The following is a 14,023-nucleotide window of genomic DNA, read 5'->3' on the forward strand; positions in this document are numbered from 1 at the left end:
AGGAAACCATCCAATGACGACTTTCACAATGCGGACAGAACAGGAAATGATGCAGGAATTAGCTCTGATTGCCGTAAAAGAACAAGCTGATTTTATCACCGACGGCACGCAGTACTCTCTACCAAACGGACGCGGCACCACCTTTGTCTATAATATTGCCTTCTTGGACATTCGATTTATTGACGATAACCGCAAAGACAGTGTCGTTAAATTCACTTCGACACTTGCCCCTTTCGCCCCACCGTTTTACTGTTTACTTTCCGAATTAAACAACGAAGCATAAAGATCTTTTACTTTAAATGCCCTTTAAACTTCACTTAAAGGGCATTTTCATTAAAATTTATACACCAAATTATCTTCGTATTTGCTCGAATAGCAGACGCTTGTTTGTAGCGTCATCCGATTGTACTTTTCAAAAGCCTGCCAATTCTGCCATTTATCTTCGATCATTGCGTCAATAAAGCGGATAAACTCCGATTTGGTTGAGCTGAAGAAGATATACGGCGAACGGGTTAGGTGAATGAGACGTAAGAAGTCAATCAAACCAAAATAGTGTGCCTGCTTATAGCTTTCTTGACGAGAACAAAGATAAGGCGGGTCAAGCACAAACAACGTCTTTTCTTGGCTTTGGTATTGAGGGAGTAATTGATGAAAAGATTCGCTAACGACTTCTACGCCGTCTAAGTAACCGTCGGCTTCGGGGTAGTCGCTTTTACGCACGCAATGCCAAAAATCCTCTTTAAATAATTCATCAAGACTACTCACTTGCTCACCACTAAATAGCAACCAACGTGTCAAACAATTTAAGTCTTTATAACCGCTAAAGCCGTTGATTTTATTGATGATTTCAGCTTTTAAATCCTTGTTTAACCGCTTGCTTTTGGGTACAATATCCGCAATAGTTTGATAGATTTCTTGGCGAAGTCGATTTATGTCTTTGATGTGTTTCAGGCGTTTGGTGTAACCGTCAAAATCATTGTAAATCACCCGTGCCAACGGCTTTTTACGCTTTGCCGTATGTGAAAGTAAACCGCTCCCGCCGAACACATCAATTATCGTCCAGTCTTCGCCGTTACCTTCGATATTTTTATCCAGTACCGCTTCAAAATGTTTGAGAAATTGCCGTTTTTGCCCGACAAAGGGTAAAGGGGCTTGTTTAAATGTTGCCATAATCGTGTCCTCTATTATGGCATTCCGGCGTTCAAGACGCTCCGACACTCTGATTTGTTAGTGAAATGTGTTGATCGTTTTACAGCGACCGCATTTGATTTCAATCAAAATCGCTGAACCTTTCGCCAGAAGTTTGTTACAACAACGGCATCTGAATTGGTTTTGTTGCATTGTTATCGATCCTTTTTATCGGTTCTGATACTATGCTGCCGCCTCGTGAGACTTTTCGGGGTATAGCAGCCGTTCAATGCAGTGTCTGTGCGTTGAGCCGACAAGGGATTGTGTTCCCGCACACCCTTGTCGCTATATTTTTCTACATCATTGCCTGCCTCCGAAGATGATCGCCAACTGATTCGGGCTAAAACGCCAGCCTTGGTCGCTGTTGCGGAGGGCGTTGAAGCACCATTCCGAACAGAAAAATTTATCCCGCTTTTGCTTAAAGCCCAGCACCACGCCAATTGCCCCCCAGAGGTCGTATTGTTTGCCTTTGGTACGTTCAAAATAGGCTTTGATTTGGCTCTCGGTGATGCCCTCTAACTCAATTAACTCCCACGTCAAGCGGTCGGTTAGGTTGATTTTCTTGCAACGCACGCCGTTATCCCGTGGGCTTGCCGAGTAGCACTCATAGCTGATAATTGGGTAGTAGTCGCCGCTTTGGAATTGGTGGCGTTCAATCGCGATTTCACAATGGCTATATTTGCCTTTGGTGAAAAAGCGGACAAGCCTGTCCACCCAATCGCCCTTGCCTTTGTAGAGGGCTAAATAGATTGCCATTGTTCAATCTCCCTGTTGATTTTATCCAGTGTTTCCATTGTTGTCGCTTGCTCGATACACACTTCAAACCCCTGCTTAATCGCAAAGGTTTTGCCCATAATAATCGCAAACAAGTCGGCTTTTTCGATGACTTTTTCTTTCAGTTGCTCGATGCTTGCTAGGTCGTTTCTGCCTTCAAATAATTCAGTGAGCAACATCAGCGGTAGCTCGCCCCGTGCTTCCCGTTCCTGTCGGTAAAAACTGTCGATTTCCGCTTGGGAATAGCCTTGCAAATATTGCGCTTTCAAGCGGTCGGTTTGGTCGGAAATTTTGCGAAGTAGGCGGGCTTTCTCCTCATTGAACATTTTCTTTTGTTGTTTTTCATCGATAAGCCACGTTTTACCGTCCCAGTGATGAAACTCGCTGGGGGCAGGTGGAATAATCACAATTTCCCCCTCGACTAATACCGGCTCACCTTCAAAATTTTGATTGAACTCAATCGCTTGCTCACTGCGGCTTGCTAAATCGGCAAGGTTAGGTTGCATATCACAACAAGCGGTATTTTTACCCTCTGAATTAAAAATATAGAACATTATTTCACCCCGATAATGATGTAATTTGCCTTTGCCGGAATCCACGTAGAACCAGCACTGCCATGTCCGCTTTGCCAGGTTCTTGCAATGACTTGACGCCCATTGGTATAGCACTGAAAACGATAGTGGGTTGATGTGAGATGTTCTTCAATATCCCAGCCTCGATTTGTTGGGTTATCATCACGAATAGAGACCATCCAACGGCACTATGCTTCACTAAACCCGTCCGGTAGCGGAATCCAACCGTCGTGATTCACCTCACCGGCAAGCACAGCCACCTCTTTCATTTGATTTAGAGAACGACCTTGCCCGGTAATCACATCTCCCGGCGACCTAAGCTCTCCACTATGCTCAAATGTCCATTCTTTGCTTATACCGTTATCTTCGATTAAGTGAATAACCCCTTGTCCGAATTGATTACGGTTTGTCGGGGTAACATACCCGAATGATAATGCCGTTCCCCAGCCATCACCATTTGATACGCGACCTTTGATATACGGGTAATAGTTATTACGCCCTTGTGCATTACCGACATCCGCAAAAAACGGTGCATTGGTAGTATATTGTCCGGCCAAACCGCCTGCACCGGTTGCATGGTTAATACTCAATCCGCCGGTCATCGTATCACCGGCTTTGGATACACGACCGTTTGCATTATTCTCCGCATTTGTCGCTTTATCGTAAGCGGTTTTGACTGCAGCAGAGGTGGCGACTGTGTCGCCAGAACTGCTATTGATAGCGGAGGATTTTTTGCTGTTTTGAATGTAATTATTGGCGATATTCTGCTGTAGTTGAGCGACTTGCTGACTAATGTGTTTACCGGCTTTTGCGGTCAAAGCCAGGCTTTCGCTGTCTAGACCCGTGTCATTGGTGAGTTGGGTGACCTGCTTGTTGTAATGTCGCTCTGGTAATTTCAGTGAGTGTAAAGCCCCATCGTTGCCAATCCGCAGAGTTAGCTTCGTTTGGTTGCTTGTTTTTGTTGTTACGCAATGATTTGTAACTTAACCCTTGATATTGCACAGTTAATGATCCTGCAAAAATGTATCAGGCAGACGTAGGAAGATCATCCAAAAGTGATCCACTGCGTCTTTTGGTAAACGCCTTGTTATTTCAACAGGGAATAACCTGGTATGCTTTGCATGGAAACTCTCTTAAAAATTCGCCGTCTTTATCATAAAGATGGACTCTCTCAGCGCCAAATCGCTGAAAAACTTCGTCTTAGTCGTTGTACTGTCAAAAAGTATCTCAATACTTTTGAGTACCTAAAAAGCCTTGGATTTGAAGGGCAATATCCTAAACACTATAAAGCAACTTATTTACCAACCATGAAAACCGTCTTTATTCCATTCCTCAAAAATTCCCTCTAGGAGAATCCTACCAATTTGACTGGCGTTTTGAGAAAGTCGTGCTAAATGGGGTGGAAACCAAAATCAGTATTGCCCATTTTAGACTTTGCCATTCCCGAGCCTATTATGTACGTGCTTACTTGAGACAAACACTCGAAATGCTGATTGATGCACATAATCACGCTTTTGATTATTTTGGTGGGGTGCCGTCTCGGGGGATTTATGATAATCCTAAAACCATTGTCAAACAGATAAAATCTGGCAAAGAGCGGGCATTTAATGAAGGATTTTTGGCTATGATGAACCCTTTCCTTATTGAGCCTATTGCCTGTACCCCAGCCTCTGGTTGGGAAAAAGGACAAGTTGAACGCCAAGTTCAAACCTTACGCAAACGGCTTTTTAACCCGTTGCTTGCATTCTCTTCCCTAGACGAGCTCAATGATTATTTAAGTCATTGGTGTACAAAGCAGATTCAAATCCAACCCTGGATTGAAGATAAACAGCAGACTGTCGATCAACGTTTAGATAAAGAACGGGAAAGATTGTCCTTATTCCAACCTGATTTGGGCTACCGGACAGCCCGACTACTCGTCAATACCGCCGGACTCATTTTGTTTGATTCTCACCGATATAGCGTGCCTTGTCATTTATGTGGGAAAGAAGTCGTAGCCCAAATTAGGGCACAGGAGATTATTCTCACTTATCAGAACCAAATTGTTGCCCAACATCCTCGACAATTTACAAAAGGGGGAACGAGTTATAACCCCCTTCATTACCTCTCTGCCTTAAAGCAAAAACCAGGTGCATTACGACATGGTGAACCCTTTCAAGGTTGGGCACTCCCTGAAGCAATTAAAACCCTCCAACACCATTTACTCAAACAACCTCGAGGAGATAAAGCCATGGTGAAGTTACTGAGTTTAATTGCTGACTTTGGTGAAGAGATTGGTGTGACGGCTGCAGAATTGGCTTTAGAGCAAGGATTGCCGACGGTAGAGGCTGTTCTGAATATTATTTTAAGGCTGACTGAACCGACTGTCCCCAAAATCGAGAGCCGGCATATTGCTCTTACCCGCCCGCCTCAGGCAAATCTCAGTCAATTTGACCAACTTCTTCACTACCGCAGAAATACAACTTTCCCTTCACTAAAATAATTGCCCTAGGGATATGATAATGGAAAGACAAGATTATATTGAATGACTCCAACCACTTAAATTGCCTACAATGGCCGCAGAATTTGATGATATTGTGATTGAAGGTATCCGACGTAAACGACCCACACTCGATATATTATTTTAGTAGGTGGACCGGGGACAGGAAAAACTCATCTAGCAACCGCACTAGGGCTACAAGCGGCAGAGCAAGGCTATAAAGTCCGCTTTTGGAATGTATTGGATTTAGTGAATCAGTTGGAGCTCGATAGTCAAACGAAACAATTTAAGCTTGTTCATCAAATGATGCGTCAGGATGTTATTATTTTAGATGAGCCAGGCTTATTTACCGTTTAGTCAAAAAGGGGGAGCCTTGTTGTTTCATCTGATGAGTCAACTTCACGAACATACGAGTGTGATTATTACCACAAACCTTGAGTTTTCGGAGTGGGGGACTTTATTTACGGAAGCAAAAATGACAAATGCACTATTAGACAGGTTGATTTACAATTATCATATATTAGAAACGGGCAACGAATCTTACCGTTTTAGGCACCGTAATTAATTTAGTGCCATCATAAGTGGATCACTTTTGGATGATCTTTGTGGTTTAATTTTGGAAGATCATTGACATACAAAAAAAGCTTGTAATAGTTTTAATGCTGCTAATTCGGTAAATAATGAAACTTGGAATGAGCGACCTCGTAACAATTTTGCAGCCCGTTTATTATTATCATTCCCACTAGAAAAAATGAAATCTTGAATACCAAAGAAATCCCCTTGAATGAGTAAGAATTTCTTCTCATTCCAACTACGTTCCCGATCTCTGAGTTGTGAAATTTGCTCCTGACCTGTTAATTGATGCTCCTCGTGCCAGCGCCAAAGAGCAGTGGCTAATGCTGCTGTAGTTTTGCTGTGATCGTAGAGAGAAATATCGGGTTTTACCCCAAAGGTTGCTGAAGGAATACAGCTAGTAAAGCATTGATATAAAGTATCAAAGTGGTCAAGCCATAGATCCCATTTATATTTATGTGAATGAGGGATTTGGGCAATACCTTGTGTAAACAGTCCCCACAATTTTAAATAAGTTTGTTGAGCAAATTCATTATTAGTTGGTTCAATAATACGCCGTGGCTGAGGAAAGCTACTTTCGGCACTCAAAGGGATTAAATTATAAGCATAATCTAATGAATAGTTACCTTGCTTAGCTGTAGATAGATTAATTTGTTCAAAAAGTGTCAATAAGCGAGATTGGTAGTGATTTTTATTTTCTTCCTGTCGATTATATTCTTCAAACTTATCTCTCTCAAAACCAGAGGCAACTCTGTCGGCGGTAGCAATAATCCACTGTAAAAATGTCTCTGGTTTATGGTGAGCAGCCGCAGCATTGATCAGGGAGTCTGTAATCGTTAAACTTTGTCCTTCCTGCTTTGAAACAAACGGATAGGTTTTATGCTTGATAATATCGGGAAGATAGCTTTCTATTTGATCGAGAGCATAGCCTGTATAGGCAGCGTGAATGTGAGAATGGTAGCCCATTTTTTGATTATAAGGGCAATACAAGGTTTTATGAGCATCTAGTGTTTCTTTGAGAATTGGTAATTTCGCTCTTTCAGCAAATTTACCTAGATCGTGTATCAATGCAGAAAAAGCAACTCGACAAGATGCAGAAAGTAATGAAGACATACTGTATAATTCCTCTCTGTATTTTTTAATAATTGGAGTATATCATAACCGAGCTATATAGCTGTGAATTACAAGTTTGTAAAGGGGTATAATCACTATTTTTTATTAAAGGATCTAAAATGAAAAACAAATGGCTATTTTGGGCGGCAGTGAGCGGTTTTTTCTGTGTGGCATTTGGGGCGTTTACAGCACACGCATTGGAGAAAACATTAACTGCCGTTGAGTTGATTTGGATTGATAAGGGGTTGAAATATCAGATGTTTCATACCCTTGCACTGTTGGGGATAGGTTTATTTGAGATTGCAAATAAAGGCGCGCAACCGCCCGCTTGTCGTTATAGAGCTTTGAATATTATCGGAGGAAGTTGGCTGTTAGGGATTGTGTTATTCAGCGGCAGTTTGTATGGATTGGCACTCGGTGCAAGCCACAGTTTTGTTTGGGTAACGCCAATAGGAGGCTGTGTATATTTAGTCGGCTGGTCAGCGTTGATTTATGTGAGTGTAAGAAAGCAAACGGAAAATGAATAAATTAGTTTTATATTGTCGTGCCGGCTTTGAAAAGGAAGTGGCGGCGGAAATCACCGAAAAAGCCGCACAACGTGGTATTTTTGGCTTTGCACAATTAACGGAAAATAGCGGTTGGGTACTGTTTGACTGTTATCAAGCCGGTGAAGCAGATCGTTTGGCGAGAGAATTGCCGTTATCCCAGCTTATTTTTGTGCGTCAGATGATTGTGGTTGGTGATATGTTTCGGGAGTTACCGACAGCTGATCGCATTAGCCCGATCGTAGCACGTTATCAAGCTCTTAACCCGCTGAAAAGTTGTGATGTGTGGGTGGAAACGCCGGATACCAATGAAGCAAAATCGTTATTGACGTTTTGTCGCAAATTTACAGTGCCGTTACGGGCAGCCTTGAAAAAATCGGGTTGGTTGGCGGCGTCTGAACGGGATAAAAATGCGATCCGTCTGCATATTTTCTTTGTCGGATCAGGGCAATGTTACGTCGGTTATGCTTATATTGCCAACAGTTCGGCTGATTTTATGGGGATTCCTCGCTTAAAATTTCCGGCTCAAGCACCGAGCCGCTCAACCTTGAAATTGGAAGAGGCGATTTTGAGCTTTATACCAAAATCGGAGGAAAAAAAGCGTTTAAATGCGCAGATGATCGGGGTTGATCTGGGTGCTTGTCCGGGCGGTTGGACTTATCAACTGGTGAAGCGGGGGCTGTTTGTGTATGCCGTCGATCACGGTAAAATGGCAGCCAGCTTGCACGAAACCGGTCGAATTGAACATTGTGCGGAGGACGGTTTTAAATTCCAACCGCCTAAGCGTAAGCAAATTGATTGGTTAGTGTGCGATATGGTAGAGCAGCCGCAGCGGATTAGTAAGTTGATGATTAAATGGCTGACAAGCGGTTGGTGTCGGGAGACGATTTTCAATTTAAAACTGCCGATGAAAAAACGCTATCAAGAAGTGAAATACTGTTTCGAGTTGATTGAGGAGAGCTTGGCAAAAGCAGGCTTGGCTTATCAGCTGCAAGCAAAGCATCTATATCACGATCGGGAAGAGATCACCGTGCATATTCAGCTACGGTAATTTGCAATCGTGGCTGTAAAGTGTTAGATTTTATGGCGGTTTAAGCTCATCAATAAGATGGGCTTTCTTACTTAAAGGGATATAACAATGTTGGTTGCACTCATTCGCAAATGTTTGCTGACGTTCATTACATTATTGATTTTATCGGTTATCAGTTATTGCATTTTATTGCGAGACCCGATCAATGCGGTGGCGGAAAACCGTGTGGTCGGCTACGTTAGCTATGTGCAAAATTTATTGCAGGGGCAGTGGGGCATCAGTTATCACACAGGTGAACCTTTAGCCAAGCAAATTTTAAATGTCTTTCCTGCCACGATTTCCCTGTGTTTATCCGCCTCTGTGTTGTCGTTAGTGCTAGGGATTCCGCTGGGCTTTATTGGGGCGGTGCAGCAAAATAAAGTACTGAATACCCTTTTAACTACGCTTGGTTCGCTCAGTTTAGCCGTACCAGTGTTTTGGCTGGCGATTGTGCTTTTGGCTTATGCTTCGCTTAATCATTGGGAAATTGCTGCTGTGGGCGAGTTGCACCCGATTTATGATGTGCCGACGATTACCGGCGTGAAGTTGTTTGATATTTTGCTTGCCGACTCTCCCTATCAATTAAAAATGATGCAGAGTGCATTGCAACATTTAGCCTTGCCGACTCTAATTCTTGCTATTCCGGCGACCCTTGAAATAATGCGCATTACCCAACAACGAGCAGCGTATGTGCTAAAACAAAATTATGTGAAAGTCGCCCGCACGAGAGGATGGTCGCCGTTCAAAATTTGGCGAACGCATATTTTACGCAATACTTTGCCGCCAATGATTCCGATGATCGCACGCAATATCACTTTGATTTTTGCTTTTGGAATGTTGATTGAAAATGTGGTGAGTTGGGGCGGTATCGGGCGTTGGATGATTCACGCCTTAGCGATTCAAGATTATAATGCGATTTCTGCCGGTGTAATGGCAATCGGGTTGTTCGTGTTGTTTATTGATGTATTGGCAAACGGGCTGGCTATATTGCTTGATCCTTCACAAAAGAAAGATTGGTACGCAAAATAATGTTTAATGATAAAGATCCGGAACAATTTCGGGAATCGGCTTATTTTCGGCAATTTTGGGCTGAATTGCGGCGAGATGTGTCGGCGTTGATCGGTGTCTATTTATTCATCGCCTTGCTTATCTTGGTGTTATTAGGTCATTGGCTTGCTCCTTACGGTGCGGACAATCAGTTTATCGGTTCGGAATTGTTGCCGCCTTCTTGGAGTGATAACGGCACAATTCATTACTTTTTCGGCACGGACGATCTTGGGCGGGACATTTTCAGCCGAATTTTAGCGGGCTTTTATTATACGGTCGGCTCGGCGTTGCTGATTACCTTACTCATCGCCCTATTGGGCGGTGCGATAGGTGTGCTGGCGGGCTTAAAAAAAAGCCGATCGCTGTTTATGTTAAGTCATCTGTTCGATACCTTTTTATTTACCCCGATTTTGCTGATTGCCATCATTATTGCCACTCTAATGGACGCCAGCCTGACTAATGCGATGTTGGCGATTTTCTTAGCGTTGTTACCCCATTTTATCCATAAAATCTACCATACTACCCAGCAAGAGTTAAAACGGGAATATGTGATTACGTTGCGATTGGACGGTGCGAAAAAGCGGGATCTGATTAGCCAGGTGATTTTGCCCAATCTGACTACGGTTGCGATTAAAGAGCTGACACATATTTTTATGATTGCGATGTTGGATATGAGTGCGTTGAGCTTTATTTCCCTTGGGGCAAAAAGCCCGACACCCGAATGGGGAGCGATGATTAGGGATTCAATGGAGCTGATTTACATTGCCCCGTGGACAGTCATTTTACCGGGAATGGCAATTATACTGGTGATCTTAGTGGTAACAATGCTGGGTAACGGCTTGGTTCGGGTGCTGGAAAAATATCGAAGTTAAGGGGCTATTATGGCATTGTTGGATATCCGCCATTTATGTATTGATATTAACACCCCACAGGGGCGGGTCAGAATGGTGGATAATATCAATTTAACCTTGGATAAGGGCGAAATTTGTGGCTTAGTCGGTGAGTCGGGATCGGGCAAAAGCCTGATCGCCAAAGTGATTTGCGGGCTGGTGAAAGAGGATTGGATTATCACTGCCGATCGCTTTCGGTTTAACGATATTGAGTTACTTAAACTTTCCCCATATCAGCGGCGGAAATTAGTGGGCAATTCCATTTCAATGATTTTCCAAGATCCGCTCTCTTGCCTCGACCCCAGTGAAAAAATCGGCAAACAACTTATCCAAACCATCCGTTTTAAAGGAAAATGGTGGACATATTGGGGCTGGAAAAAGAAAAAAGCGATTGAGCTGCTGCACCGTGTAGGGATTAAAGATCACCAAGATATTATGCAGAGCTACCCAACGGAAATTACTGAAGGGGAGGCTCAAAAAGTGATGATAGCAATGGCGGTTGCCAATCAGCCCCGCTTGCTGGTGGCGGACGAACCGACCAATACAATGGAGGCAACCACTCAACTGCAAATTTACCGCCTACTTGCCAGTATGAATAAGAATTTAGGTACTTCTATTCTGTTAGTCAGCAATGATATTTTGAGTATTCACAAATGGGTGGACGCTTTTAATGTGCTATATTGCGGTCAAACGGTTGAAATCGGTCGAAAAGAGACCATAATGGAAACCCCCTATCACCCCTATACCTCGGTATTGCTACATAGCGTGCCGGATTTCTCCAAACCATTGCCTTTCAAAGGGCGACTTAACACCTTAAAAGGCTCAGTACCGATGTTGCAAAATATGCCGATGGGCTGTCGGCTTGGGCCTCGCTGCCCGTTTGCCCAGAAAAAGTGTGTCATTAAACCAAGCTTACGAAAGGTTAAGCAACACGAATTTGCCTGCCATTTCCCACCCAATTTCCGTGAGCAGAGCCTTTTGCGTAGACAAGATTTTACGCCTGTCAGAGTGGACGAAAAGGGTGAACTTTAGTCTAAAACAGATGCAAGCGGTGAGATAATTCCCAAAATATGCAAAATGCCGTACGCTCACAAAATATTTTCATTATTTAACGACATATTTTGCATAATCCAATCATTTAAACTTGTGCAAAAGTCCGTAAAACCCATCTGAATGTAGGGACGCCACGCTGGCGTCCGTCATAAAATTGCATAATTCCAAGATTTTCCAGTATTATGTAGTAAATGCACAAAAATAGACATTTTAACAGAATGTAGGGACACACTGCGTGTGTCCAGGGTTTAATCTATTAAAATAATTTGATTTTTATAAAGGATACACGCAGTGTGTCCCTACAAGCGAACAAAAAACAACTTTGTGCAACTGCTACATAATATTGAGATTTTCTTAAACGGACGCAAGCATTGCGTCCCTACAGGTTTAATCCGCTGACTGTGCCGATACGCACTTACCACCAAAGTATCACTTTGCGCAGTCGGGCGTTTAAGGGAACGTAATCAGCGTGAAATTCAGGCTCTAATGGATAAGTTTGAGCAACAAAATAAATGTAAAACAGGTAGTTTCGTAAACGATGCTTAAAATCAGATTGAGGTCGTTTTAAAACCTCTCCATTTTCTGTAGAAATGTTTTTGATTTTATACTAGTTTAGTAGTATGATTGAATCGTTTTCAAGCGTGAGGAAGTGATATGACAACACAATTAAATCCCTATTTTGGTGAATTTGGCGGAATGTATGTGCCGGAAATTCTCGTGCCGGTACTCAAACAGCTAGAGCAGGCGTTTATTGAAGCACAAAACGATCCCCAATTTCACACCAAATTTACCGATCTACTCAAAAATTATGCCGGTCGCCCGACCGCTTTAACCTTATGTCGAAATTTAACGAAAGGCACAAACACCAAACTATATTTGAAGCGGGAAGATTTACTTCACGGCGGTGCGCATAAAACCAATCAAGTCTTAGGGCAAATTCTGCTCGCCAAACGAATGGGAAAAACCCGCATTATTGCCGAAACGGGGGCGGGGCAACACGGGGTTGCTACTGCCTTAGCCTGTGCGATGTTAGATATACCTTGTGTGATTTATATGGGGGCGAAAGATGTCGAACGTCAATCGCCGAATGTGTTTAGAATGCGGCTAATGGGCGCAGAAGTCATCGCAGTAGAAAAAAGCTCTTGCTCATTAAAAGATGCCTGCTGCGAAGCAATGCGGGATTGGGCGGCAAATTATGAAACCACACACTATCTACTCGGCACAGCAGCAGGCCCATACCCGTTCCCGACCATTGTGCGTGAATTTCAAAAAATGATCGGTGAGGAAACCAAACGCCAGATATTAGACAGGGAAGGGCGCTTGCCCGATGCGGTGATTGCAGCAGTTGGCGGTGGCTCCAATGCAATCGGTATGTTTGCCGATTTTATTGATGAACCGAACGTACGTTTGATTGGTGTCGAACCGGCAGGCAAAGGGATTGAAACGGGGGAACACGGCGCACCGCTCAAGCACGGCACGGTCGGCATTTATTTTGGAATGAAAGCCCCGATTATGCAGGACAAAGACGGACAGATTGAAGAGTCCTACTCCATTTCCGCCGGCTTGGATTTCCCTTCCGTTGGCCCGCAGCACGCCCATTTGAATGCAATAGGGCGGGCGGAATATGTATCGATTACCGACCAAGAGGCACTTGATGCCTTTCAAGCACTCGCCCGCCACGAAGGGATTATTCCGGCGTTAGAGTCTGCCCACGCTTTAGCTTATGCGTTGAAATATATTGCGCAAGATCCGCAGAAAACACAACTTTTAGTGGTTAATTTATCCGGACGGGGCGATAAAGATATTTTTACCGTAGATAAAATCTTAAACGGAGGTCAATAATGAACCGCTTTGATAACCTCTTTTCAACCCTAAAACGCCAAAATCAAGGGGCGTTTGTACCCTTTGTTACCTTGTGCGATCCGGATTTTGATCGCTCGTTTGAGATTATTCAAACCTTAGTGAACAATGGGGCAGATGCGTTAGAACTGGGTTTTCCGTTTTCCGATCCGCTATTGGACGGCCCGGTTATCCAAGCTGCAAATAAACGGGCATTGGACGCAGGGTTTAGCACGGCGGCGTGTTTTGAGCTATTAGCTAAAATCCGCCAAAAATACCCAATAATTCCCATTAGCCTGCTACTCTGTGCGAATTTGGTGTTTGTAGCGGGGATTGAGACTTTTTATCGGCACTGTCAAAGCGTGGGAGTCGATGCGGTACTGATTGCCGATGTGCCGCTGGATTTTGCCCAAGAATTTACGCAATACGCTCAAAAATACGGTATTGCACCTGTGTTTATTTGCCCGCCGAATGCCGATCAACACACAATAAACGCAATTGCCGCACAAACGCAGGGTTATACCTACCTCGTTTCACGGGCAGGCGTTACCAGTGCCGAAAATCAGGCTTATGCCACTAACCTTGATCACCTAATCGCCGCACTACGCCAAGCCAACGCCGCGCCGATTTTACAAGGCTTCGGCATCGCCTCACCGGAGCAAGTGAAACAGGCTCTAAAAACAGGCGCAGACGGCGCAATTTCCGGCTCGGCAATTGTCAAAATTATTGAAAAGCACTGCCACAATCAACCACAGCTCTTAACCGAACTAGCCGAATTTACCCGAATAATGAAGCAAGCCACCTATCTTGATACGCACTAGGCAAGCGGTTGGAATGGGTGGTTTTTTTGCAAAATTAAGGATGCCTAAGGCATCCTTTTT

15 protein-coding genes and 2 pseudogenes are annotated in these 14,023 nt (G+C 43.7%); 10 read left to right on the forward strand and 7 right to left on the reverse strand.

Features of this window, described 5'->3' with window-relative positions; all coding sequences use genetic code 11:
* Nucleotides 1-13: 13 nt before the first annotated feature.
* A complete protein-coding gene (locus E4T80_RS08075) occupies nt 14-283 on the forward strand; it encodes a hypothetical protein (RefSeq protein ID WP_135057110.1) in 270 nt (89 codons plus the stop codon).
* A gap of 50 nt (nt 284-333) precedes the next feature.
* On the opposite strand, the gene E4T80_RS08080 is transcribed toward E4T80_RS08075, so the two are convergent.
* From E4T80_RS08080 to E4T80_RS08105, 6 genes are all read right to left on the reverse strand, one after another.
* Nucleotides 334-1,170 carry a hypothetical protein gene (locus tag E4T80_RS08080; RefSeq protein ID WP_135057113.1) on the reverse strand — a complete coding sequence of 279 codons (837 nt, stop codon included), beginning with the start codon at nt 1,168-1,170 and terminating at the stop codon, nt 334-336.
* Nucleotides 1,171-1,227: 57 nt separating this feature from the next.
* Nucleotides 1,228-1,341 carry a Com family DNA-binding transcriptional regulator gene (locus E4T80_RS13335; protein ID WP_135057116.1) on the reverse strand — a complete coding sequence of 38 codons (114 nt, stop codon included), beginning with the start codon at nt 1,339-1,341 and terminating at the stop codon, nt 1,228-1,230.
* A gap of 147 nt (nt 1,342-1,488) precedes the next feature.
* Nucleotides 1,489-1,944: an enoyl-CoA hydratase gene (locus tag E4T80_RS08090; protein WP_135057119.1), complete on the reverse strand. Its 456-nt coding sequence runs from the start codon at nt 1,942-1,944 to the stop codon at nt 1,489-1,491.
* Nucleotides 1,929-2,516 (reverse strand): phage tail protein, encoded by a 588-nt coding sequence (locus tag E4T80_RS13000; RefSeq protein WP_194186374.1) that lies wholly within the window; start codon nt 2,514-2,516, stop codon nt 1,929-1,931. The genes E4T80_RS08090 and E4T80_RS13000 overlap by 16 nt, the downstream gene beginning before the upstream one ends.
* Complete coding sequence (locus E4T80_RS08100; RefSeq protein WP_135057122.1) at nt 2,516-2,713, reverse strand: hypothetical protein; 198 nt, start codon at nt 2,711-2,713, stop codon at nt 2,516-2,518. The genes E4T80_RS13000 and E4T80_RS08100 overlap by 1 nt, the downstream gene beginning before the upstream one ends.
* A 9-nt stretch (nt 2,714-2,722) precedes the next feature.
* Nucleotides 2,723-3,352 carry a tail fiber protein gene (locus E4T80_RS08105; RefSeq protein ID WP_228064879.1) on the reverse strand — a complete coding sequence of 210 codons (630 nt, stop codon included), beginning with the start codon at nt 3,350-3,352 and terminating at the stop codon, nt 2,723-2,725.
* A 294-nt stretch (nt 3,353-3,646) separates the two neighbouring features.
* Between E4T80_RS08105 and istA the strand changes: the two are divergent.
* Nucleotides 3,647-5,016, forward strand: a pseudogene (gene istA, locus E4T80_RS08110) (IS21 family transposase).
* Between the two features lie 135 nt (nt 5,017-5,151).
* Nucleotides 5,152-5,578 (forward strand): annotated as a pseudogene (locus E4T80_RS08115) (ATP-binding protein); the annotation flags it as partial.
* Between the two features lie 59 nt (nt 5,579-5,637).
* Here E4T80_RS08115 and cas10 read toward each other — a convergent pair.
* Nucleotides 5,638-6,699, reverse strand: a complete 1,062-nt coding sequence (cas10, locus tag E4T80_RS08120; protein WP_135057128.1) for a type III-A CRISPR-associated protein Cas10/Csm1 — start codon at nt 6,697-6,699, stop codon at nt 5,638-5,640.
* Between the two features lie 119 nt (nt 6,700-6,818).
* On the opposite strand from cas10, the gene E4T80_RS08125 reads away from it, so the two are divergent.
* From E4T80_RS08125 to trpA, 7 genes are all read left to right on the forward strand, one after another.
* Entirely contained in the window at nt 6,819-7,226 is a 408-nt protein-coding gene (locus tag E4T80_RS08125; RefSeq protein ID WP_135057131.1) for a DUF423 domain-containing protein, read from the forward strand.
* A complete protein-coding gene (rlmM, locus tag E4T80_RS08130) occupies nt 7,219-8,295 on the forward strand; it encodes a 23S rRNA (cytidine(2498)-2'-O)-methyltransferase RlmM (RefSeq protein ID WP_135057134.1) in 1,077 nt (358 codons plus the stop codon). The genes E4T80_RS08125 and rlmM overlap by 8 nt, the downstream gene beginning before the upstream one ends.
* Before the next feature lie 87 nt (nt 8,296-8,382).
* Complete coding sequence (locus E4T80_RS08135; RefSeq protein ID WP_135057137.1) at nt 8,383-9,342, forward strand: ABC transporter permease; 960 nt, start codon at nt 8,383-8,385, stop codon at nt 9,340-9,342.
* Entirely contained in the window at nt 9,342-10,232 is an 891-nt protein-coding gene (locus tag E4T80_RS08140; RefSeq protein ID WP_135057140.1) for an ABC transporter permease subunit, read from the forward strand. The genes E4T80_RS08135 and E4T80_RS08140 overlap by 1 nt, the downstream gene beginning before the upstream one ends.
* Before the next feature lie 9 nt (nt 10,233-10,241).
* Nucleotides 10,242-11,282: a peptide ABC transporter ATP-binding protein gene (locus E4T80_RS08145; RefSeq protein WP_135057143.1), complete on the forward strand. Its 1,041-nt coding sequence runs from the start codon at nt 10,242-10,244 to the stop codon at nt 11,280-11,282.
* 675 nt (nt 11,283-11,957) lie between these two features.
* A complete protein-coding gene (trpB, locus tag E4T80_RS08150) occupies nt 11,958-13,145 on the forward strand; it encodes a tryptophan synthase subunit beta (RefSeq protein WP_135057148.1) in 1,188 nt (395 codons plus the stop codon).
* Complete coding sequence (trpA, locus tag E4T80_RS08155; protein ID WP_135057151.1) at nt 13,145-13,963, forward strand: tryptophan synthase subunit alpha; 819 nt, start codon at nt 13,145-13,147, stop codon at nt 13,961-13,963. The genes trpB and trpA overlap by 1 nt, the downstream gene beginning before the upstream one ends.
* Nucleotides 13,964-14,023: the final 60 nt, after the last annotated feature.

Origin of the sequence: Muribacter muris (genome assembly GCF_004569585.1) — a bacterium.
In the GTDB taxonomy this organism is placed as follows: Bacteria; Pseudomonadota; Gammaproteobacteria; order Enterobacterales; family Pasteurellaceae; genus Muribacter; species Muribacter muris.

What these genes read in the sequence shown, in the direction of transcription:
- E4T80_RS08145 (WP_135057143.1), top strand. Translation starts at nt 10,242, where the DNA reads ATGGCATTGTTGGATATCCGCCATTTATGTATTGATATTAACACCCCA.
- E4T80_RS08140 (WP_135057140.1), top strand. Translation starts at nt 9,342, where the DNA reads ATGTTTAATGATAAAGATCCGGAACAATTTCGGGAATCGGCTTATTTT.
- trpB (WP_135057148.1), top strand. Translation starts at nt 11,958, where the DNA reads ATGACAACACAATTAAATCCCTATTTTGGTGAATTTGGCGGAATGTAT.
- E4T80_RS13000 (WP_194186374.1), bottom strand. Translation starts at nt 2,516, where the DNA reads ATGTTCTATATTTTTAATTCAGAGGGTAAAAATACCGCTTGTTGTGAT.
- E4T80_RS08075 (WP_135057110.1), top strand. Translation starts at nt 14, where the DNA reads ATGACGACTTTCACAATGCGGACAGAACAGGAAATGATGCAGGAATTA.
- E4T80_RS08100 (WP_135057122.1), bottom strand. Translation starts at nt 2,713, where the DNA reads ATGGTCTCTATTCGTGATGATAACCCAACAAATCGAGGCTGGGATATT.
- E4T80_RS08125 (WP_135057131.1), top strand. Translation starts at nt 6,819, where the DNA reads ATGAAAAACAAATGGCTATTTTGGGCGGCAGTGAGCGGTTTTTTCTGT.
- E4T80_RS08080 (WP_135057113.1), bottom strand. Translation starts at nt 1,170, where the DNA reads ATGGCAACATTTAAACAAGCCCCTTTACCCTTTGTCGGGCAAAAACGG.
- E4T80_RS13335 (WP_135057116.1), bottom strand. Translation starts at nt 1,341, where the DNA reads ATGCAACAAAACCAATTCAGATGCCGTTGTTGTAACAAACTTCTGGCG.
- E4T80_RS08135 (WP_135057137.1), top strand. Translation starts at nt 8,383, where the DNA reads ATGTTGGTTGCACTCATTCGCAAATGTTTGCTGACGTTCATTACATTA.
- cas10 (WP_135057128.1), bottom strand. Translation starts at nt 6,699, where the DNA reads ATGTCTTCATTACTTTCTGCATCTTGTCGAGTTGCTTTTTCTGCATTG.
- E4T80_RS08090 (WP_135057119.1), bottom strand. Translation starts at nt 1,944, where the DNA reads ATGGCAATCTATTTAGCCCTCTACAAAGGCAAGGGCGATTGGGTGGAC.
- rlmM (WP_135057134.1), top strand. Translation starts at nt 7,219, where the DNA reads ATGAATAAATTAGTTTTATATTGTCGTGCCGGCTTTGAAAAGGAAGTG.
- trpA (WP_135057151.1), top strand. Translation starts at nt 13,145, where the DNA reads ATGAACCGCTTTGATAACCTCTTTTCAACCCTAAAACGCCAAAATCAA.